At 50.9% G+C, this 20767-nt stretch carries 17 protein-coding genes and 1 pseudogene; 17 read left to right on the top strand and 1 reads right to left on the bottom strand.

Annotation, left to right across the window (positions count from 1 at the left end; genetic code table 11):
* The 16 genes and pseudogenes from B2118_RS05555 to B2118_RS05480 form a co-directional block, all read left to right on the top strand.
* Window positions 1-465 (top strand): annotated as a pseudogene (locus B2118_RS05555) (hypothetical protein); the annotation flags it as partial.
* A 173-nt stretch (window positions 466-638) separates the two neighbouring features.
* Complete coding sequence (gene trxA, locus B2118_RS05550) at window positions 639-959, top strand: thioredoxin (protein WP_428053963.1); 321 nt, start codon at window positions 639-641, stop codon at window positions 957-959.
* Between the two features lie 9 nt (window positions 960-968).
* On the top strand, window positions 969-1397 hold the full coding sequence (locus B2118_RS05545) for a thioredoxin family protein (protein WP_428053961.1): 429 nt from the start codon (window positions 969-971) through the stop codon (window positions 1395-1397).
* Between the two features lie 42 nt (window positions 1398-1439).
* Window positions 1440-4013: a DNA polymerase I gene (gene polA, locus B2118_RS05540; protein ID WP_428053959.1), complete on the top strand. Its 2574-nt coding sequence runs from the start codon at window positions 1440-1442 to the stop codon at window positions 4011-4013.
* Entirely contained in the window at window positions 4010-4600 is a 591-nt protein-coding gene (coaE, locus tag B2118_RS05535; RefSeq protein ID WP_428053957.1) for a dephospho-CoA kinase, read from the top strand. Before polA ends, coaE begins: the two co-directional genes overlap by 4 nt.
* Window positions 4601-4795: 195 nt before the next feature.
* Entirely contained in the window at window positions 4796-6052 is a 1257-nt protein-coding gene (gene rho / locus B2118_RS05530; RefSeq protein ID WP_428053965.1) for a transcription termination factor Rho, read from the top strand.
* An 83-nt stretch (window positions 6053-6135) separates the two neighbouring features.
* Window positions 6136-6474 (top strand): 50S ribosomal protein L31, encoded by a 339-nt coding sequence (rpmE, locus tag B2118_RS05525; RefSeq protein ID WP_428053955.1) that lies wholly within the window; start codon window positions 6136-6138, stop codon window positions 6472-6474.
* A gap of 81 nt (window positions 6475-6555) precedes the next feature.
* Window positions 6556-7614, top strand: a complete 1059-nt coding sequence (gene prfA, locus B2118_RS05520; protein WP_428053953.1) for a peptide chain release factor 1 — start codon at window positions 6556-6558, stop codon at window positions 7612-7614.
* Between the two features lie 61 nt (window positions 7615-7675).
* Window positions 7676-8515: a peptide chain release factor N(5)-glutamine methyltransferase gene (gene prmC / locus B2118_RS05515; protein WP_428053951.1), complete on the top strand. Its 840-nt coding sequence runs from the start codon at window positions 7676-7678 to the stop codon at window positions 8513-8515.
* Window positions 8516-8535: 20 nt separating this feature from the next.
* On the top strand, window positions 8536-9807 hold the full coding sequence (gene murA / locus B2118_RS05510) for a UDP-N-acetylglucosamine 1-carboxyvinyltransferase (protein ID WP_428053949.1): 1272 nt from the start codon (window positions 8536-8538) through the stop codon (window positions 9805-9807).
* The gene (locus B2118_RS05505) at window positions 9797-11032 is read left to right on the top strand and encodes a bifunctional folylpolyglutamate synthase/dihydrofolate synthase (RefSeq protein ID WP_428053947.1); all 1236 of its coding nucleotides are present in this window, start codon (window positions 9797-9799) and stop codon (window positions 11030-11032) included. Before murA ends, B2118_RS05505 begins: the two co-directional genes overlap by 11 nt.
* 89 nt (window positions 11033-11121) lie before the next feature.
* The gene (locus B2118_RS05500; protein ID WP_428053945.1) at window positions 11122-13428 is read left to right on the top strand and encodes a hypothetical protein; all 2307 of its coding nucleotides are present in this window, start codon (window positions 11122-11124) and stop codon (window positions 13426-13428) included.
* Window positions 13429-13482: 54 nt separating this feature from the next.
* Window positions 13483-14556 (top strand): D-alanine--D-alanine ligase family protein, encoded by a 1074-nt coding sequence (locus B2118_RS05495; RefSeq protein ID WP_428053943.1) that lies wholly within the window; start codon window positions 13483-13485, stop codon window positions 14554-14556.
* 2 nt (window positions 14557-14558) lie between these two features.
* Entirely contained in the window at window positions 14559-15035 is a 477-nt protein-coding gene (locus B2118_RS05490; RefSeq protein ID WP_428053941.1) for a hypothetical protein, read from the top strand.
* Between the two features lie 406 nt (window positions 15036-15441).
* The gene (locus tag B2118_RS05485; protein ID WP_428053939.1) at window positions 15442-15957 is read left to right on the top strand and encodes a type IV pilin protein; all 516 of its coding nucleotides are present in this window, start codon (window positions 15442-15444) and stop codon (window positions 15955-15957) included.
* Window positions 15958-16020: 63 nt separating this feature from the next.
* On the top strand, window positions 16021-18498 hold the full coding sequence (locus tag B2118_RS05480; RefSeq protein ID WP_428053937.1) for an excinuclease ABC subunit UvrA: 2478 nt from the start codon (window positions 16021-16023) through the stop codon (window positions 18496-18498).
* A 107-nt stretch (window positions 18499-18605) separates the two neighbouring features.
* Here B2118_RS05480 and tgt read toward each other — a convergent pair whose 3' ends face one another.
* Window positions 18606-19772, bottom strand: coding sequence for a tRNA guanosine(34) transglycosylase Tgt (gene tgt / locus B2118_RS05475; protein WP_428053935.1), 1167 nt, complete (start codon window positions 19770-19772; stop codon window positions 18606-18608).
* 390 nt (window positions 19773-20162) lie between these two features.
* Here tgt and B2118_RS05470 point away from each other — a divergent pair, with 390 nt between their 5' ends.
* The gene (locus B2118_RS05470; RefSeq protein ID WP_428053933.1) at window positions 20163-20723 is read left to right on the top strand and encodes a type IV pilin protein; all 561 of its coding nucleotides are present in this window, start codon (window positions 20163-20165) and stop codon (window positions 20721-20723) included.
* The last annotated feature ends 44 nt before the right edge of the window (window positions 20724-20767 follow it).

Genomic DNA, 20767 nt, shown 5'->3' with positions numbered 1-20767 from the left:
CGCTCCCGTATGACGGAAGCCGACCAGTTGCTTGGTTCTATTGCACAAGCGCAACAACGCAAATACTTGCAAATTAACAATTATGCGACCAAATTTCAGGGCTTGGACGTTGCCCCGAAAGGTGCTACTGGCAGTTCTTTCTGCACCAAAGGAACTGTTAGCGGTAAAAGTTGTGGTTCCGGTAATGGCTTTTTAGTTACCTTGTCTGGCACTGCCTATAACGCGGGCATTGCCACAGCCAAACGTGTTGGGCCTAACACCTTGCAATATAATTACACTTTGAGTCGCTACTATGGCAACACTGGTACAACTTGTACGGCCGGTGATGCTAATGGTGCTGGCCTGTGCAATGACTTCTGCGGTGTGGATACTTTAACCAAGAGTGGTGGTAAGTGTTGCGCCAATGGCACCGCTGGTAAGGATGGTGGTTGTGAAGCGCCTTCTGCTGCTGGTTCTGGCCTGTAATTTTGTAAAATGCGTTTTACACCGCTCTTTCCGCTGTTTGGAAAGGGCGGTTTTTAATATAAGGGGAAAATATCCCATATTTAACCTTTTATATAACTTGACAGAGGGGCCTTTGTCTGGTACTCTCTAATTATGTACACTATAAGTAAATTTGAATTTAGTAAGGGGGCAGTATGAGCGAAGTAATTTTGACGGATGCCAATTTTGAAGAAGAAGTATTAAAAAGCAAAGAACCTGTAATGGTGGACTTTTGGGCCACTTGGTGCGGGCCGTGCCGTATGTTGGGCCCGGTGGTGGAAGAATTAGCCGCCGAGTATGCGGGCAAAGTAAAAGTCTGCAAGTTAAATACCGACGAAGGCATCGCCACCAGCACCAAATACCGCATTTCTTCTATCCCTGCCTTGCTCTTCTTTAAAAACGGAGAATTAGTCGGGCAGACCGTGGGATTGCAGTCCAAAGCCGCTTTGCAGGAAAAATTAAACTCCTTGCTGTAAGGAGGCTGTATGAAGAAGTTATTTGGGGCCTTGTGTGTAGTGGTATTGTTTGCCGTTACGCTCGTGGCCCAGCAGAGTGCTACTATTCCCGCAATGACCAGCCGGGAATATGACGGTCTTAGAAAAGACCAAGTGTTTGTTGTGATGTTTACGGCGCCTTATTGCGGGCCTTGCCACGCGGCCGAGCGGACGATGATGACTGCTCTTACCAAAAAATACGCGCAGGACAAGAACGTAATTATCCGCAAGGTAGATGTGCAAAACGACGTAAAACCGACAAACGGAATGCTGTTAAAAGATGCGTGGGGCATTACCTCGTTGCCTACCTTTGTGGTGGCGTATAACGATACGGTAATGTATTCCCATATTGGATATTCTACCCTTTCCGGCGCCGCTGTTCAGCAGGAACTGGAAGAAAAAATTAATAACCTTAAATAGTATAGCGCCCGCCCTACCCCGGGGCGGGCCTCTATCCCGCCTATGACCCAACTACAACCGCAATTTTATTTAATTGATGCCCATAACTTTTTGCACCGCAACTATCACGCGTTGCCGAAATTATCCACCTCGTCCGGGCAAGAGGTGGGCGCGCTGTACGGTTTTTTGCGCTGGCTCATCAAAATGCTGCGTGAGCATAACCCGGCGTATGTGGCCGTCTGCTTTGATTCGCCCGGCGGTTGTGCGCGGCGCAAGGCGTTATTGCCCGCCTATAAAGCAAACCGCAAAAAGCCGGACGATGCGCTTGTCAGCCAGTTGAATTTGGCGCGTGGCTTAGTAGATACTTTGGGCTTAACGGTAGTTGCCAAACAGGGGATAGAAGCCGACGATTTAATGGCCTTTTTGGCCCGCCACGCCGCGGCGCAAAAGGTGCCCAGCGTGTTTGTTACGTCGGACAAAGACGTTTACCAATTTTTAAATGAATATATTTCCATTTGGCCCTTTGGCGGGAAGGACGGCTTTAAGGGGCCGGAAGCCGCCAAGGAAAAATTCGGCGTAGATACGGCTTTCCTGCCCGATTATTTTTCTATCGTGGGCGACGCGTCGGACAATGTGCCCGGCGTAATGGGGGTGGGCCCCAAAAGCGCGGTGGACCTGATTAATAAGTTTGGCCACTTGGAGGACATCCTCCGCGCCGCACATAGTGATAACCCCGATTTTAAACCGGCGCTTGCCAAAAAGATTTTAACACACGAGGGTGAAGCCTTGCTATCCAAACAGTTGGTGGTGTTTGATTCCAATTTGGATATGCCCTTTAACTTGGACGATTACCGCGTGCGCACGCCGGATAAATCACAGTTGGAAGCGTTGTTTAAGGAATACGAATTTAAAAATTTATTGGACTTTTTTGAATCCCCGCGTCCGGCCGTTGCGGCCCCTACGCCCGAGCAAAAGGAATTGTTGCTGGGCGACGCATTAAAAAAAGCGGAGAGCGCGACGCGTATTTTTCTGCACGCGCAAGATGAATTTTTGGTGTTGGGGCTTAACGAAGCGGAAGCCTCTTACACGCCTATTAGTGATATCCAACCGTGGGAGTTGGCGGCCCTCAAAAAATTAGTGGAAAATGATTCCATTGAAAAAATTGGGTACGATTTAAAACTTACCCTGCGGGAACTGAATATCAATGTGCACGGGCAATTTATAAAATGCTTTGACGGACGTTTGGCGCGTTATCTGTTAAATCCGTCGGGCGATTTGAGTTTTGCGGGCGCGTGTGCGGATTATTTTTCCGCCACCGTGCGCGAGGATGACGCCTTTGAATTATTAAAGGAATACAACCGCTACATTTGGAAATTGCAGGAAGTTTTAACCGCCAAATTAAAGGAAGCCAACCAATGGGACCTTTTTAATAATTTGGAACTCCCGTTAATGATGGTGCTGTCTGCTATGGAATTTACGGGCCTGCGTATTGACCCGGGGTGGCTGGAAAGTTTTAAAGTATTATTGGAGCAGGAAATTGTGCGCTTTCAAAAGGATATTGATGCCCGCGCCGGTTACCCGGTGAACATCAATTCCCCCAAGCAGTTGGGCGTACTGCTTTTTGAACAAATGAAAATTCCGCCTGTGCGCAAAACCAAAACGGGCTATTCCACCGACGAATCGGTGCTGGAAGAAATTGCGCAAACCTACCCGGTGGCGCGGGCCATTTTGGAGTACCGGGCCAGCAGTAAATTAAAGGCTACTTATGTGGACAATTTGCTGTTGCTGGCAGACGATGAAAACAAGGTACACTCGTACTTGGACCAAACCGGCACGGTAACGGGCCGCTTATCCAGTTCCAGCCCCAACCTGCAAAATATTCCCGTCCGCACGGAAAAGGGCCGCCTGTTGCGTAAGGCCTTTTGTGCGGCGGAAGGAAATGTTTTGTTAAGCGTGGACTATTCCCAAATTGATTTGCGCGTACTGGCGCACGAAAGCCAAGACCCCGTGCTTATCCAGTCCTTTTTTGACGGTGGGGATATCCACACGCAGACGGCGGCGCAAGTGTTTGGCGTGATGCCGCTGATGGTTACGGAGCAAATGCGGTCTAGTGCCAAGGCAATTAATTTTGGTATCATTTATGGACAGGGCCCTATGGGCCTTTCCCAAGCGCTTGGCATTACGCTGCGCGAAGCCAAAGAATATATAGACAATTATTTCCGCAATTACCGTGTCGTGCGCGAGTGGATAGACGCAAATGTCGCCCTCGCCCGCCAAAACGGATATGTAAAAACAATGCTGGGGCATATCCGCTACCTGCCGGAGTTTAATATGGGGGTTGGAAGTATGACCTCTTTTGCCCAGCGCGCGGCCATTAATACGATTGTGCAGGGCGGTTCGGCGGATATTATTAAAAAGGCGATGGTGGATGTGTTTTCCGCCTTCCGCAATACGCCCGTGCAAATGGTAATGCAGGTGCACGACGAACTGATTTTTGAAGTGCCACAGGAAGGACTGACCGAAACGGCGGCCCGCATTAAAGAATTAATGCAAAATGCCGTCAAATTGCGGGTTCCCCTGCTGGCGGCAGCCAAAGCCGGGAAGAACTGGTACGAATTAGAAAAACTGCCTTTATGAATTTACGCGTGAAAGACAAACTGGTGTTGGGCCTGACGGGCAGTATGCTAAGCGGCAAAAGTACGGCTTTAAACTTTTTTGCACAGAACGGTGCGGAAGTGCTATCGTGCGACGAAATCGTGCGCGAACTTTATAAAAAAACAGCCGTTCAGCAAAAACTGTCCGCTTGGTTTGGTTCGTTTCAGCCCGCACAGGTGGCAAAGGCGGTTTTTAATAATCAGGCGGCCCGCTTAAAGTTGGAAGCCTTTTTACACCCGTTGGTGTTACAGACGGCCGCGCAAAAAATAAAACAAAGCGCCCACACTTGTTTTGTGTTTGAAGTTCCGCTTTTATTTGAAGCGGGGTGGGATAAACTAACCGATTTGAATATTTTAGTATTGGGCGACAAGCGCACCTTGCCCGCACGCTTAAAAGAGCGGGGGGTAACCTTGGCGGAATACAACCGCCGGATAGCCGCGCAGTTGCCCGAAGACGAAAAAGCCCGCAGGGCCGATATTGTGCTGGCCAACTGCGGCAGTAAAGCAGATTTGGGCTTAAAAATAAAACGCCTCATCCGTGCGATTACATTTATTTACGGAGTAAAGTAAGGAGTTACAATGGAAGAACATACCACGCAGGAAAAGACCTCTAAACCCGCCAAGGAAACCAAAACGGTCAAAACGGCCGCTTCCGCGGCGCCCGCCGAAGAAACCAGAACGCAACGGCCCGCGGCCCGGACTGGACGCACAATGTCCCGCCCGATGATGCAGCAGGCTCCGCGCCAACCCAACGGGGCTAAACCGATGGACGCGCGCGCGTTAAACAAACTCAGTATGCCGGAACTGACGAAACTGGCCGTCAATTATAATATTGAAGATATTTCCGGCCTTCGCAAGCAGGAACTTATCGGCCGCATTGTGGCTGTACAGGCTAAGCAAAACGGATCCGTGTACGGCGGCGGCGTGTTGGAAATTTTGCCGGACGGCTTTGGCTTTTTACGCTCGGAAGAAAATAACTATTTGGCCGGAGCCGAAGATATTTATGTTTCTCCGTCCCAAATCAAACGCTTTGGCCTGCGCAAGGGCGACACCATTGAAGGCCTTATCCGCCCGCCCAAAGACAACGAACGCTTTTTTGCTATGTTGCAGGTGCAAAAAGTAAACGGCGTGGATTCCGATAAAATCTACAACCGCCCGCTGTTTGAAAACTTGACTCCGCTCCACCCCAACGAACGCTTTACGCTGGAAATTGATAAATCGTCTCTTACCCAGCGCGTGATTGATTTGATTGCGCCTATCGGTAAGGGCCAGCGCGCGTTGATTGTGGCGCCGCCCAAAAGCGGTAAAACAATGATTTTGCAGGCGATTGCGCACTCTATCGCCCAAAACTATAAAGACGCAGTGTTAATGGTCCTTTTGATTGACGAACGTCCCGAAGAAGTAACCGATATGAGCCGCAGCGTAAAGGGCGAAGTGGTGGCCTCTACGTTTGACGAGCCCGCCGACCGCCACGTCCAGGTGGCCGAAATGGTGCTTGAAAAAGCCAAACGCTTGGCCGAACAGGGCAAAGATGTGGTCATTTTGCTGGACTCCATTACCCGCTTGGCCCGTGCCTACAACACGGTTGCCCCGTCTTCGGGCCGCGTGCTGACAGGCGGCTTGGAAGCCACGTCCTTGCAAAAGCCCAAACGCTTTTTGGGCGCCGCGCGCAACATTGAAGAAGGGGGGTCTTTAACCATTATCGCTACCGCAATGATTGAGACCGGCAGCCGTATGGACGAAGTAATCTTTGAAGAGTTTAAAGGTACGGGCAACAGCGAACTGTGCCTGGACCGCAAACTTTCCGAACGCCGCATTTTCCCGGCGGTGGACATCAACCGCAGTTCTACGCGTAAGGAAAATTTGCTCTTGTCGGAAGACGAACTGAACAAGGTTTGGATTATGCGCAAAGTGCTGGCTCCGCTCAGTTCCGTGGACGCGATGACGCTTCTTTTGGAAAAGTTATCCTCCACCAAATCCAACAAGGATTTCTTTAAACAAATGGAAGTAAACGCTTTTTAGCGTGGGCGGGGGAAAGAAAACCTTTCCTAAACCCGCAATTTATGGTAAAATAAACTATAAGATTTTGAAAGGAAGACTATAAAATGAAAGAAAAAATACACCCGAACTATGAATTCGTAGAAGCCGTTTGCGCCTGCGGCAACAAATTTATGACCCGCTCCACGGCCAAAACTTTGAAATTGGACATCTGCGCCGCTTGCCACCCGTTCTTTACCGGCAAACAGAAATTGCTGGATACCGAAGGTATGGTAGAAAAATTCAACAAACGCTTTGCGAAAACCGAAGGCAAAACCTTGGTCCGCAAACCGAAAACGGAAGTGAAAGCGAAAGCCAAATTGGCGAGAAAACCGGTAGTGGCCAAGAAAGCCGCCGCCAAAAAGCCCGCCAAAAAAGCGGAAGCCAAAGCCGAAGAAGCCAAATAGCCGTTTTTTTACAAAAGAGCAGACTGTCCGAAAGGGGGTCTGCTCTTTTTCTTTGCAGTTAATTTGCCGTAAGGAATTTGTATGGATACCTCCAAATACGTAGCCGAATTTAAACAGTTGGAAGACGAATTGTCCGCGGGCAATTTGTCCAGCCAAGATTTAGCCGTCAAGGCCAAACGCCACGCGTTTTTAAAACCCATTATTGAAAAGGAACAAGAAATCAACGCCGCCGAAAAAGCCATCGCCGACGACCGCGCGATGATTGAAGCGGGCGAAGACAAAGAACTTGTCAAAATGGCCGCCGATGAACTGGCGGAACTGGAAGCCAAACTGCCCGAACTGCAAAAGGAACTGCGCATTTTGGTTATTCCGCCGGACCCCAACGATTCCAAAAATATCTATTTGGAAATCCGCCCCGGTGCAGGCGGGGACGAAGCCGCCCTGTTCGCGGCGGAACTCTTGCGCGTATATCAGCACTTTGCCCAAACCAAGGGGTGGAGCACCGAAATTTTGGAATTTACGCCTACCGGTTTAAAGGGCTGCAAATACGTCAGTATGTTTATCAAGGGCGAAGGCGCCTATTCGTGGCTTCGCAACGAGTCGGGTACGCACCGTGTACAGCGCGTGCCGGATACCGAAACGGCCGGACGCGTGCACACCTCTACGGTTACGGTAGCCATTATGCCGGAAGCCGAGGAAATTGATATTGAAATCCGCCCCGAAGATTTGGAAATGGAAACCTGCCGTTCCGGCGGCGCGGGCGGCCAGAACGTAAACAAGGTGGAAACCGCCGTGCGCATTATCCACAAGCCTACGGGCATTGTGGTTTCCTGCCGCGAGGAACGCCACCAAGGCAAAAACCGCGAAAAAGCAATGGCTATGCTCCGCGCGAAACTCTATCAAATTGAAGAAGAAAAGCGCAATAAAGAAATTTATGACGAACGCAAGGCTCAGGTGGGCACGGGCGACCGCAGCGAAAAAATCCGCACCTATAACTTTCCGCAGAGCCGCGTTACCGACCACCGCACCGACAAATCCTACCATAACTTAATGGAAATTATGGAAGGCAACATTGAGCCTATTTTAGAGGATTTGCGCGCGTACCGTGTGGAGCAGAAACTTAAAAATCTGCAAATCTGATAAGTTGTAATTTGGTTGCCGGGCGGGCTGTTTTCCGCCCGGCTTTTTTTTAAGGAGATTTATGAATACCGTTTCCCAACTTTTATCCGCCGCCGTTTCCCGCTTGCAGGCGGCCGGATCGGACGAGCCCGAAGCCAACGCCGAGTGGTTACTCGCCTACGCGCTGGGCGTCAGCCGGACGTGGGTGCTTGCCAACGGTTCCGAAGCCGTTTCCGCCGGACAGCAAGCCCAATTTGAGCGTTTTTTAGCACGCAAGGCAGACGGTGAGCCCCTTTCGCATATTGTGGGTTTTCAACCCTTTTGCGGATTGGATATCCGCGTTACACCTGATGTTTTAACGCCCCGCCCGGAAACCGAGGACTTGGTGGAACAGGTATCTGCGCTTTTTGACAAAAAGGGCCGTTATGCCTTTTTGGATATGTGCACGGGCAGCGGGTGTATTGCTTTGGCATTGGCAAATAAATTTCCCAATGCGCAGGTATTGGCCGTGGATAAAAGTGAAGCGGCCCTAAAAGTGGCGCAGGAAAACGCGTGCGAACACCGCTTGACCGAGCGCGTACACTTTTTGCAAAGCGACTTGTGGGAAAACGTAATGGGAACCTTTGATTTAATTATTTCTAATCCGCCCTATATCCCAACGGCTGATTTGGCCACGCTAACGCGCGAAGTGCAGCACGAACCGCGCCTGGCGTTGGACGGCGGAGAAGACGGCTTTGAGGTTACCCGCCCACTGTGCGAAGCCGCCGACGGTTATTTAAACCCCGGCGGGCTATTGGCGTTGGAACTGTGCAAAGGCCAGCCGTGGCCCTTGGCGCGAGGACTTATGGAAATTGGCTGGAAGGCGGAAGTAAAAAAAGATATATTTAACATAGAGCGGTTTGTTTTCGCCCGAAAAATTTAATTTTTAACGGAGTTTTTAATATGGACAGATTTATTATTCACGGCGGTAAAAAATTAAACGGCACCGTACACATCAGCGGCAGTAAAAACGCCGCCTTGCCTATTCTGGTAGCCACCTTGCTTACGGACGAACCGTGCGTTTTGCACCGCGTGCCTAATTTGCGCGACGTGCGCACTACGCTTAAAATTTTGGAATATTTAGGCAAAAAGGTGGAGTATAAAGATAACACCGTTACCATTACGGCAGACGGCGTTTTGAAAAACACCTTGCCCTATGAACTGGTGAAGCAAATGCGCGCCAGTTTTTGGGTGGCCGGGCCGCTGTTAGCCCGCTTTAAAACGGCGGAGATTCCGCTCCCCGGCGGTTGCGCGATTGGCGTGCGGCCGGTGGATATCCATTTAAAGGGTTTTGAAAAATTGGGCGCTGAGTGCGACATTAAATCCGGCAACGTAATTATCCACGCCCAGAAATTAACCCCGGCTAAAATCGTTTTGCGCTTCCCCAGCGTAGGGGCTACGCAAAACCTGCTGATGTGCGCTTGCTTAATCCCAGGCGAAACTATTTTGGAAAACGTCGCCAAGGAGCCGGAAGTGGACGACGTAATTGCATTTTTAAATAAAATGGGGGCGGACATCCGCGTAGGCGATAAAGGGCAACTTATCGTGCAGGGCAAAACCTCCTTGCACGGCGCGGAGCATACCGTTGTGGCGGACCGCATTGAAACGGGTTCCTATATCTTGGCCGCCTGTGCCACCCGCGGCGATGTAACCGTTACGGGGTGTGTGCCGGAACATAATTCCATTTTACTGGAAGATTTGCAGGAAGCGGGTTTTACCTTGGACATTACCGACGACTCCGTGCGCGTCCACGCCTATGACGGCGATATTAAGCCCGTGCGCGTGCGCACCGCGCCGTATCCCGGCTTTGCTACCGATTTGCAGGCCCCGTGGATGACGTTAATGACCCTGTGCAACGGTACGGCCGAGGTGGATGAGGATATCTTTGAAAACCGCTTTATGCACGCACCGGAACTCGTGCGTATGGGGGCCAATATTTCCACAGAAAAGAGCGTTGCTCGCGTAACGGGCGTAAAGGAACTCTCCGCGGCGCACGTCCAAGCGTCCGATTTGCGCGGCGGTATGGCCTTGGTTATTGCGGGCTTGTGTGCGGCGGGCGAAACGGAAGTGGAGCGCGTGTATCACATTGACCGCGGTTACGAAAAATTAGAAGAGAAATTAACTGCTTTGGGCGCAGATATCCGCCGTTATAATCCCGATAAAAATGAGTTTTGACGTTGTTTTTAACTATATTTTAAAGCGTACCGGCGCAGGCGTTGGCGCGGGGCTGGAAGGTTTTCGCGCTCTTTTGGCGCGGTTGGAAAATCCGCAGGAGCATTATAAAATCGTCCACGTCGCGGGCACGAACGGCAAAGGCTCCGTCAGTACCCTAATGGCCGCCGCGCTTACTGCCGCTGGCTATAAAACGGGGCTTTTTGTGTCGCCGCATTTGGTTTCGCCTGTGGAGCGCATACAAATAGATGGGGAAAATATTTCCCGCCAAGCCTTTTCCAAGGCGGTATTGGATGTATTCCAAGAAGAAGAGGAAGAACTTAACTTTTTTGAAATTTTAACAGCCGCCGCGCTTTTGTATTTTGCCCGCCAAAAAGTACAGTATGTTGTGCTGGAAACGGGCCTTGGCGGGCGGAAAGACCCCACCAATGTATGTACGCCCGTGGCGTGCCTGATTACGTCTATCGGGCTGGACCATACGCAATATTTGGGTTCCAGTTTGGCGCAAATCGCCTTTGAAAAGGCGGGCATTATTAAGCCCAATGTTCCGGTGTTTGCGGGTGAAATGGCTCTTTCCGCGCGCGAAGTATTGCGCAAAACCGCCAAGGAACGCAACGCCCCTTTGCACTTTGTAAAAGAGGGGGAGCCGTTTTCCGTTTCTTCCTACGATTTTTATCACAATCAAACCGTGCTCCACACGCCGGATAACCAAGTGTGGCCCTTGCATACCTTGGGCGCGCGGCAGGCGGTCAACGCGTGCCTGGTGTATCAGGCTGCAAAGGCCTTGACCCTGCCGGATAAAGCCCTTAAAAAGGCCTTCCAAACAGTTAATTTGCCGGGGCGCTTTGAGGTTATTTCTACCGAAAAAAATACTTGGGTGCTGGACGGGGCCCATAACCCGCAGGCCATAGAGGGGTTGATGAAGTTTTGGCAACAGGCACCGTTTGGGGAAAATTCCGCCCTGCTGTGCGGGTTTATGAAGGATAAAGATTACAAAAAAATGCTCTCGCTTCTCTGCCCGCATTTTAAATATATTTTTATCACGGTGCCGCCGTCTGCCCGTGGGACGGATGAAGCCGATATCCGGGCTGCCTTGCCCAAGGGTGTAAAAGTTACCTTTGAGCCCGATTGGCGGCAGGCTATGCGCCTGGTGAAGGAGTTTCCCTGCGTGCTGTGTACGGGCTCTTTTTATTTGGCCGGAGCCGTGCGCGGACAGATAGCCAAATAGGGCGTTTTCCCGTCATAAAACAGGGTTGACATCGGCGGGGGTATTGTGGTTAAATTTAGTGTAAGGTATTTTTTAGACGGGGAGCAAAAATGGCGTTAGACAATAACCAATTTGACGGACACGGCGATATCGCCCAGTTTTTGGAAAAATTTAAAGAGCAGACTTTTTCCGCTCCCGTTACGCCGCCCGTGAATACCTATTCTTCGCGGGAGGATTCTATCCCCGCTAAACCTGCCCAATACGAACGCTCGTTTGAAAAATTGGAGCAGAAAATCCGCGAACTGGAAGAGCGCTTTGAAGCCTCGGCCAGCCAAAACCAGTTGATTTTGTCGGAACTGGCCCGCACGCGCGAAGCCTTGGACCGCCAAAAAGATAAAGACGCTTTTTTTGAACATATTTCCCGCACGATTGCCAATTTAAAGGCCAGCGTGGAAAACCTTTCCCGTGCCCAGCAGGAGCAACGCTCGTTCCGCGAGCCCGACGTGCAGCGCAGTTTTGACCCGGTTCCGTCCGCCTTTGGCGCATCCGAATCGGCCCGCGCCGTCTATCATTTTGCGCCTGCCCAGCAAAACTCCCGCTTGGAGCGTGAGGAAAAGGAACGCATTATTTCCAGTTTAAAGCAAAAAGCCTCGCAATTAAAGGCCGTCAACAGCGCGTTGGACCGCGAAATTAAAAAGGTCCAGCAGGAAAAAATGGAAGCGCTTAAAAAATCGGCCGAGCAAGCCAAGGAAATTTTATCCTTGCGCGACCGTTTGACCGCCGCCGAGGAACGCTTTAAATCGTTTGATTTTGAAGGGCGCATTATTTCCATTAAACAGCAGTACCAGCAGAAGGTTTCCAGTCTGGAAAACCAACTGCAAGAAATTTCCGATACTTGTATGAAGCAGGTAGAGGAAATTGAATCGTTAAAGGCCGAAAACTTAAAACTCCATAAGGCCGCCGCCGAAAAAGACGAAGCCTTGGCCCGCTTGGAAGCCAAAGAGCGCGAACTGACGGCCCTCAAAGCCGAAATTTCCGCTTTGCAAACCAGCCACAGCGAAGCCTCTAAAAAGCAGTTGGCCTCGTTTACGGAAAAATTGCAGGCGTTGGAATCCCAGCGCGACGGCTTGCAGGCTGAATTAACCCGCGCACAAGAGTCGCTGGATGCGGTTCGGCAAGAAAAAGAAACCTTGGAAAAGAATTTCAAGGAGTTGCTGGCCAAAATTAACGATAATGACGCTGTTATCGCGCAACTCAAAGCCAAAATTGAGGTGTTGGGCCAGCAAAACGAGGAACTCGCACACCACAACGAAGAGTTATCTCACCAAAACGCGGAACTCAAAGAGCATAACGAATCTTTAACGAATTACAACGCCGCCTTGACGAGCGCCAACCAAACCTTGACGCACGAAAAAGAGGCTTGGGCGGAAAAGGCCGAAATTTCAGGCCGCGAACGCGCCGCGCTTGCCGAACAGGCGGAAACCTTGGGGCGCGAAAAAGACGAACTGGCCGAAAATGTGGCCGCGCTGACGCAGGAAAAAGCATCGTTGGCCGATCATACGGAAGATTTAAATAAAGAAAAAGAATCCTTATCCGCGCGTGCGGAAACCCTGACGCGCGAGAAAGAGGAATTAACTGCCCGCGCCGCCGAACTGGAACGGGAAAAGGAACTCCTTACCCAACAGGCCGCGCACTTGGCGCAGGAAAAAGAAGAGTTGGAACGCCGCTCGCACGAAATGGGTAACGCCAAAGACGCGCTGTCCGGCGATTTGGCCGCTGTTCACCAAGAAAAAGATGTTTTGGCCGGGAACCTGGAACAGGCCAACCGCGAAAAGGAAACCTTGGCCGCCCGTGCCGAAACCTTAACGCGCGAAAAAGAAGCGTTGGCGGACAGTTTGGCGCAACTTAACCGCGAAAAACAAAATTTAGTTGAGAATTTAGAACTGGTGGAACGCAAAAAGGAAGCCTTGGCCGGAAGTTTGGCCCAGGTAAATAAAGAAAAGCAGGACCTTTCCTTGCAATCTGCCGCCCTTAAACAGCGCGCCGAGCGTTTGGAGGGGGAAACCAAGGAACTGGCCAAGGAAAACCAGCAACTGCGCAACCAGAGCGCCGCGCTGTTGGCCGCCCGCCTCGTGCAGGAAAAGGAACGCGCCAAAGAGGAAACCTTGCAAAAGGCGGCTCAGGCGCATAAGCCGCAGGCTCCCGTTTTTCCGCAGCCGCCCGCTCCGCAAAAGGTAGAAAAAGCCTCTGTGGCCGCGCCCGCTAAAAAGCCTTTGACGGAAGCGGACTTGCCCGAAATTAAGGTGGCCGAACCGATAGCCCAGCCGGAAGCAATGTACGACGGTGAGGACTTTTTGACCAAGACCGACAGTTTTATCGGCCGGATGAAATGGTCTATATTTAGAGAAGACAAATAACCAATATTTAGGGCCTGGCCGAGCGTCAGGCCCCTTTACAATAAGGAAGAAAAAATGCCAATTTTAAAAGTAGCAGTATTGTACGGCGGGAAATCCACCGAACACGAAGTTTCCATACATAGCGCGCAGACGGTTTGCCGCGTGTTGGCGGAAAAGAAAGACAAATACCAAGTTTATCCTATATTTATCAGCAAGCAGGGCCGCTGGTTCTTGCAAGACGCTTGCGGACCCCAACACCCCACCGATAAACCCATTACCCCGGTGCTTAAAGACGATGCCAATTTGGCAGCCTTGGACGGCTCTTTTGCTATCAAGGCCGATGTGGTGTTCCCGGTTTTGCACGGCACCAACTGCGAGGACGGCACAATGCAGGGCTTTTTGGAAACATTAGACGTCCCGTATGTGGGGTGCGGTGTGTTGGCTTCGGCAATGGGGATGGATAAGGAAATTGCCAAACTGATTGCGCGCGAAGCGGGCGTACCGATTTTGCCTTGGAAAACCGTCAGCAAGGATGCCGGGTACGATTTGTCCGCCTTGCAAGCGTGGGTGAAAGAGCAGGGCCTGCCCGTGTTTGTAAAGCCTGTCCGTTTGGGGTCGTCCGTCGGCGTGCGTAAAGTAAAAACCGTGGACGAATTAAAGGATGCGGTGGATTTTGCCTTGCAGTTTGATACGGACGTTTTGATAGAAAAAGGTGTGGACCACGCCCGCGAAATTTTCTGCGCCATTTACGGCGAGGGCGCCCATATAAAATCCTCCGCCTGCGGGGAACTGCGCACCGTGGCTGGGGAATTTTTTGACTATAACGCCAAATACATTGTAGCGGGCGGGTGCGAAACCAAGGTTCCGGCGGATATTCCGGCGGACCTCGCACAAAAAATGCGCCAAGACAGCGAAAATGTTTTCCGTGCCCTGCGCGGAAGCGGGCTGGCGCGTGTGGACTTTTTAATGGATAAAGACGGTGCATATTATTTCTCCGAAATTAACACAATGCCGGGGATGAGCGAAACGAGCCTCTTCCCGCAACTGTTTAGCGCGTGCGGGGAAGATTACGGACAGATTTTGGAAGGCTTGATTGCGCTTGCGTTGCAGGTACACGCGCGCAAGGCTGCGCTGTCTTTAAACCGCTGATTATGGAAAAACTGATTGCGCGTTTTACGGGGCTGAACATTTGGGTAAAAGTGATTGTTTGCTTTTGCCTGTTCGGTGCGCTCGTAAATTTGTTTTTAGTGGCGCGGGATTTTTCCACGGACGGAATTTTGCTCCGGCTACACGCCGGGTTTTTGGTGTTATACTTGGCGCAGGTGGTGTTTGTTCTCTTGCACGAGCGGGCCGTGTGGGTTTTAACTGCCTTGCAAGGGGCGCTTGCCCTGCTTACCAATGCGGACTTTACCTTTGTGCCGCTTTTGCGCGTAGTAAGCGGGTGGATGTACGCCTTAATGGGCCAGCCGTCCGTAGAAATGATGGCGGTTTATAAGTATGTATTTATTTCGCTTGCGTTTACAATGCAGATGTTAAGCGCGTATGCGTTGTTTTCGCTTTTGCCAAAACCCAAGCGCAAAGAGCCCGCGCCGGAGGAAAAAACAGGCGAAGCGGTTTTAGAAGAATAAAAAATTCCCGTGCTGGTTGTATAGGCGCGGGGATTTTTTTAAATATGTTATAATAAAGAAGTAAAAAGCAGTATTGCAAGCCTTTTTCTTGCAAGACAATTTGTTCTGTTTTTGGAACCGTATGCGGAATACGGTGCGCTGTTGGGATACCAACGGCATAATCACACTCCAAAAACAGTCGTTTTAAGCACGGAATAAACGGACTAATTACCCGGTTGTTCCGTGCTGAGTGCTTTCTGCCATATTTTTTATATGGCAGAGGGCCGCGGCTGTTATTATTTGGGTTAGTGTGATTAGCTCGGATATAACAGCCGTTTTTATTGTTTTGGCTTCTTGTTATATCGGGGCTCGGTATAACAAGGAGAAATAACTGAAGAAAGGTTTTACGCTCATTGAGTTGTTAGTAGTGGTGTTGATTATTGGTATTTTGGCTGCGGTGGCTTTGCCACAATACATCAAGGCCGTGCTCAAAAGCCGGAGTGCTAAATATTTAGCCACTATTAAAACGGTTTACGAGGCCCAGCAGACGTATTATATGGCAAACGGTTCATATGCCCACGCCTACGAAGATTTGGATATAGTGCCGTCGCTGCCTAACAAACCCGCGAGTGCGTATTGTGCGATGTACACCGCGTCTAACGATGCTTCCCGCGCGGACAACGATTTTGTGGTAACGCTTAATAATAATGCCAATGCGGATATTTCCACCTTTGTAGCGGGGGCCTTTATCCGCGGGGATTATGCCTGTGGCGGGTTTAAAATTCCGCTGCGAGATTTTGCGGGCGGGCTGTCTGCCGGGAATTTGTATTGCTATGAGCACGCCAATTATTTTAAAAAAGAAGCCGGCTCCTTTTGCCAAAAATTATACGGGGCAACCTATGTAACCACTTGGCAAAGTTGCCGCTATTACAAAATGCCGTAAAGAAATTTCCAATACCGCCCTTGCCCAAACGGTTTTGGAACAGTGCTGTAAGGAGGAGTTTGGGTGGTAGATAAAATTAAAATCCGCGGTGCGCGGGTGCATAACCTTAAAAATATTGATGTGGAAGTGCCCCTTAATAAAATTGTGGGCATTGCGGGGGTGTCCGGCTCGGGCAAGTCCTCGCTGGCGTTGGGCGTTTTATATGCCGAGGGTTCGCGCCGCTACTTGGAGGCCCTTTCCACCTATACACGCCGCCGGATGACGCAGGCCGCCCGTCCGCAAGTGGATGAGGTGCTGTATGTGCCCGCCGCGCTTGCCTTGCACCAGCGCCCCGGTGTGCCCGGCATCCGCAGTACCTTTGGTACGGGCACGGAACTGCTAAACAGTTTGCGTTTGATGTTCTCCCGCTTGGCCCAACACCGCTGTCCCAACGGACACTATGTTAAGCCGTCCTTGGCGGTAGCCGCCGGAAAGGAACTGGTTTGCCCGGAGTGTGGCGCTCACTTTTTTGCACCGTCTGCCGAGGAGTTGGCCTTTAACAGCCAGGGGGCCTGCCCAACTTGCGACGGTACGGGAACGGTTTGGACCGTGGATAAAACAACCTTGGTGCCCGATGAAAATTTGACGATTGACCAAGGTGCGGTGGCTCCGTGGAATTCGCTGATGTGGTCGCTGATGACCGACGTGTGCCGGGAAATGGGCGTGCGGACCGATGTCCCGTTTAAGGATTTGACGGACCAGGAAAAAGAGATTGTTTACAACGGCCCCGCCGAAAAAAAGCATATTTTCTACAAGGCCAAAAAAACCAATCAGGCCGGAGAGTTGGACTTTACCTATTATAACGCTGTTTACACCGTTCAAAATGCCCTTGCTAAGGTAAAGGACGAGCAGGGGATGAAACGGGTAGAAAAATTTTTAAAACGCGAAATTTGCCCCGATTGCGGCGGTTCCCGCCTGTCGGCGGCGGCGCGTGCACCCCGCTTGTGCGGAATATCCCTAAATGAAGCCTGCCAAAAAAACTTGGCTGATTTGCGCGCGTGGGTGGAACAAGTGCCCAGCCACCTGCCCGCTGAAATGCGCCCGATGGCCAAGGATATTTGCGATTCGTTTTTGTCGGCCGCCAAGCGGTTAATGGATTTAGGGTTAGGTTATTTAACGTTGGACCGCGCGGCTTCCACCTTGTCCACCGGGGAACGCCAGCGGATGCAACTGGCCCGCGCTGTGCGTAACCGGACGACGGGCGTTTTGTATGTGTTAGACGAGCCGTCTATCGGCTTGCACCCGTCCAATATTGTGGGATTAAATGGCGTAATGCACGATTTAATTGCGGACGGAAATTCCGTTATTTTAGTGGACCACGATACTCAAATTTTGTCGCAGGCGGACTGGTTTATTGAAATGGGCCCGCAAGCCGGGGCCGGCGGCGGACGCGTGATTGCCGAGGGAACCTTGAAGGAAATAGAACAAAATCCCGCTTCGCAAATTGGGCCGTTTTTATCCGGCAAGGCGACAGTTCAGGTTCGCCCGCGTGCTAAAAAAGAAGATTTGTTTTCCGCCGGGAAAATCCACTTGGCTACCAGCGCCTTGCACACCGTCCACCCGTTAGAAGTGGATATTCCAAAGGGCAAATTAACGGTGGTTACCGGGGTGTCCGGTTCAGGCAAAACAACGCTTATTTTGGAAAGTTTGGTACCCGCCTTGCAGGCTTACACTCAGCACAAACCCTTGCCCGCGCATATCCGGGCCGTGCAGGCGCCGGGTATTACGCAGGTAAAACTGATTGACGCTACGCCGATAGGCATTAACGTGCGTTCCACGGTGGCGACATATGCTAACGTACACGACGAACTGCGCAAAATTTTTGCCAAAACGCCCGCGGCCAAGGCGGTCGGATACAAGGCGGGGGATTTTTCCTACAACACGGGTAAATTGCGCTGCCCTACTTGCGACGGCACGGGCGTGATTAGTTTAGATGTGCAGTTTTTGCCCGATGTAGAGGTTCCTTGTCCTTCTTGCCGCGGTTCGCGCTACGGTACGGCGGCGGGGAGTATTTCTTATACTGATAAAGAGGGGCAGACTTTTTCGCTCCCGCAGTTAATGGATATGGACGTAAACTCCGCGCTGGCCGCTTGCGGCGGGTTAAAGGTGGTTCAGCAGCGCCTAGCGGTGCTGGCGCAGTTGGGGCTTGGCTATTTAACCTTGGGAGAAGAAACGCCCAGCCTTTCTGGCGGAGAAGCCCAGCGGCTGAAACTCGCCAGCGAAATGGGCAAAACGCAGACGGATTCGGTGTTTGTGTTTGATGAACCCACAATCGGTTTGCACCCGCTGGATGTGCGGACCTTGCTTACTGTGTTCCAAACGCTGATTGAAAGCGGGGCCACGGTGGTGGTGATTGAACACGACCAAGATGTTATCCGCAACGCCGACTACCTGATTGATATGGGGCCCGGCGGGGGAGAATTGGGCGGGCAAATTGTTGCCGCCGGAACGGTGGAAGATATAAAAAGTACTCCGCAGAGCGTAACGGGCAAGTATTTATAAGGTTGAATAAAACAAATTCCGCCCCGGGCCAAAAGGTTCGGGGCAGTTTTTTGGGTACAAAAAAGAGCGGCTTGTGTTTAGCCGCTCTTTCCTTTTTGCAGTACAAATTAGTTGCCTTGGTACTTGCGGATTACTTCCTCTTTTAATTGCATAAACGTACCGTTTTTAATGGCTTCACGGGCGCGTTCGGCCAGGCGGATTAAAAAGCGGATATTGTGTATGCTTAGCAGACGGTGGCTTGTCAGTTCCGCCGAGCGGTACAGATGGCACAAGTACGCGCGGGAATAGCGGCGGCAGGTGTAGCAGTCGCACTCCGCATCCAGCGGGATATCTTGCGTGCGGTATTCCGCATTTTTGATGTTCACGCGCCCGGTGCTGGTCATTACCATACCGTTGCGCGCTACGCGGGTGGGCCATACGCAATCAAACATATCTACGCCGCGTTCAATGGAGTTCAAAATTTCCACAGGCGTTCCTAATCCCATAAAGTAGCGCGGTTTGCCCTCGGGCAAATTGTCAGTTACCGCCAAAACGGATTCGTTCATTTGCTCTAAGGTTTCACCCAGCGATAGCCCGCCAATGCAGTATCCGTGCGTGGGCAAGGAGGCCATATGCAGGGCCGCTTCCTTGCGTAAATCGGGGAAAATGGCCCCTTGGATGATGCCGAACAGAAGCGAATTTCCGACGGTAAAAGAGCCGTCCTCGTTTTGCGTGATATGCTGCTCGGGCACGGTTTGCTGATAGGCTTTTGCGGCGCGTTCGGCCCAGCGTTTGGTGATGTTTAGGGCTTCGCGGGCCTCGTGCTTGGACGGGTTTTTGGCGTGGATACACACGTCTAACATCGTCCAAATATCGGAGCCAATTTCACTTTCAAACTGGATAACGTTTTCCGGCGTGAAGAGGTGTTTGCTTCCGTCGTGGTGGGACTGGAAAGTTACTCCCTCTTCTTTGATTTTGCGGAACTTGGGCAAACTATATACCTGAAATCCGCCCGAGTCGGTCAAAATGCTACCGCCCCAATGCATAAATTTATGCAGACCGCCCATTTGCTTTAAAATTTTAGTCGTCGGGCGCAGGTACAAATGGTACGTGTTAGATAGCAGACACTCCGCCCCGGCGTTTTTTAAATCTTCATCGGTCAAGGCCTTTACGCAGGCTTGCGTGGCTACCGGCATAAAAACCGGGGTATGCACCGCGCCGTGCTTGGTGTACAACACGCCGGTGCGGGCTTTACAATGTGGGTCTTTGGCAAGAATTTTAAAAGGAGAAATCATATATATATTTTACCATATCCGGCTGAACGCCTTGGGGGAGAGCATTGTGCCGTCATCCTGGAAAGTCGTAGTCCAGGATCTGTCGTTATTAAAAAAGAGGAGAACAACAGATACTGGAACGCTCCGCGCAAGCAACCCTTCCAGTATGACCTTTTTAAATAACAACACACTAAACAACACAATCGGTAGATCCTGAAACAAGTTCAGAATGATCCCCATTTTTATAACGGTCTTGTTTTTTATTGTGTTGTTATGTCGTCATCCCGTAGTGTCTTTATACGGGATCTGTCGTGGTTGTGGTTGTCATCCCCGAGAAATTTGGCGGCCCGCTGGGTTCGGGTTTCTTGTTTTTTGTTCTTGTCATTCCCGAGTGTTGTAGTCGGGGATCTCTTGTTATCAAAAAAGAAAAGTGACAAATCCCCGAGCACTCCTCGCCAGCAGACACTCGGGAATGACAGCATAATAGAAGGTGTCCGTACGGCTAATATTTCTTGCACGGCAATCAGTGGTTTTACCCTCATAGAATTGTTAGTCGTCGTGCTTATTATCGGCATATTGGCGGCGGTGGCTGTGCCCCAATACCAAAAAGCAGTCATTAAGGCACGCATAGCGCAAGTGTTGCCTGTTTTAAAAGCCCTACAAGAGGCGGAGGAACGCTATTATTTAGCCAATGGTGAATATACCACTGACAAAGAGGCGTTAGATATAGATGTAAGCAAGTGGGGAGAATTAAAATCAGATAGTTTCTACGTGAGTGAGGACGGATTTAGTACTTTTGCTCCCGGTTTGGGATTAAGTCGTTGTTTTTTACATCCTAGTCATAATGGACATTGCCAGTATTCGCCAGGGATGTTTCAGTGCAATGGCTACGGCAGTACGACCTATGCGCAGATTTGTGCCAGTTACGGTACGCCCGTTTATTCGTGGACCCCGCATTTTACAAAGTTCTAAAAATGATGTGCCCTATAAAGGCTAAATAACTATCCCCCGGCGTA

Origin of the sequence: Candidatus Avelusimicrobium stercoris (assembly GCF_002437085.1) — a bacterium.
Lineage (GTDB): Bacteria > Elusimicrobiota > Elusimicrobia > Elusimicrobiales > Elusimicrobiaceae > Avelusimicrobium > Avelusimicrobium stercoris.
Note: the sequence above shows the minus strand (reverse complement) of the source record. Positions and strands in the feature narration are given on the sequence as shown.